The sequence below is a fragment of the Microbacterium sp. B35-04 genome, assembly GCF_010634885.1.
GTDB lineage: Bacteria > Actinomycetota > Actinomycetes > Actinomycetales > Microbacteriaceae > Microbacterium.
The window spans coordinates 1-1089 of sequence record NZ_MWLP01000161.1 but is presented as its reverse complement, the minus strand read 5'-3'; the positions used below and the strand labels follow the sequence as shown (position 1 = coordinate 1089).

The 1089-nt window shown below is 70.2% G+C and carries 1 protein-coding gene and 1 pseudogene; both read left to right on the top strand.

The window, feature by feature from the left end:
• Positions 1–603 (top strand): annotated as a pseudogene (locus B1729_RS20230) (ECF transporter S component); the annotation flags it as partial.
• 26 nt (positions 604–629) lie between these two features.
• Positions 630–1067, top strand: coding sequence for a hypothetical protein (locus B1729_RS20225; RefSeq protein WP_163634613.1), 438 nt, complete (start codon positions 630–632; stop codon positions 1065–1067).
• Positions 1068–1089 lie beyond the last annotated feature (22 nt).

Sequence of the window (1089 nt, the reverse complement as noted above, 5' to 3'; positions counted from 1 at the left end):
GGCGTCGGCGGCGTCGAGGCGGTCTTCATCCTGCTGATCCTCGCCGGGCGCGCGTACGGCGCCCGCTTCGGCATGCTGCTCGGCATGGCGACCATCGCGCTGTCCACCCTCATCACCGGCACATTCGGACCGTGGACGCCGTTCCAGATGTTCGCCTGCGCCTGGGTGGGCGCGGTGGCAGGACTGCTCCCGGGACGATCGACACGCCCCCTTCAGGTGCCGCTGAAGCGTCGCCCGGAGCCCGCGGGCGCGTGGGCTCGGTCGCGCATCACCGAGATCGCCATGCTCTGCCTCTACGGTGTCATCGCGTCGTACAGCTTCGGCCTGCTCATGAACCTGTGGTTCTGGCCCTTCGCCGTGGGGTCCGGCACCGGCATCTCGTACGACGGCGGCGCGCCGCTGGATGTCAACCTCTCGAGCTTCCTGCTGTACTCGCTCGTCACGTCGACGCTCAGCTGGGACACCCTCCGCGCCATCACGACCGTCGTCGGCCTGATCGTGGTGGGCCGGCCGATCCTCGCCGCCCTGCGACGTGCGAAGCCGCTGAGCTCTGCGGGTCCTGCCGCGCCGGTGGCGCACCGGCGGGTCGAGGCTCTACGGTGACGGAAGAGTTGAAGTGGAAGGGCCCCATGACATCGACGACCGCTGTGAGCCGTCCTCCCGCCGCCATGCCGCTGGTCGGGCACTACGTTCCCGAGATCCTGTCCCTGGCGCGGCGGGGCCTGGTGTGGGCCGTGCTGTACGGGACGTTCGCCCGGGCCTCGCGCGGCGGCTGCGTGTCGCCGAATGACTCGGTCGAGCCCGTCTGCTACAACGCGACCCTCGACCCGTTGCCGTTCACCTGGTTCGTGATGGCTCTGGTCTTCGTCATCGCCCTCGGGTCCGCCGCGAAGGCCACCCGCACCGCGGTGATCAACCGCACCCTTCGCATCGCGGCGACGGCCCTGTGGGCCGTGCCGCTCCTGGCCGCAGTGCTCGCGCTGACGTCGTTCCTCACGGCTTCCCCGGAGGCCCTGTGGAACGGACTCCCACCCGCGAACGTGACGGTCCAGCTCACCTCGGACTGACGACCGAGCGATGACGGATGCC

Excerpts from the sequence above, each read along its gene's own strand:
- B1729_RS20225 (WP_163634613.1), top strand. The coding sequence starts at position 630 with ATGACATCGACGACCGCTGTGAGCCGTCCTCCCGCCGCCATGCCGCTG.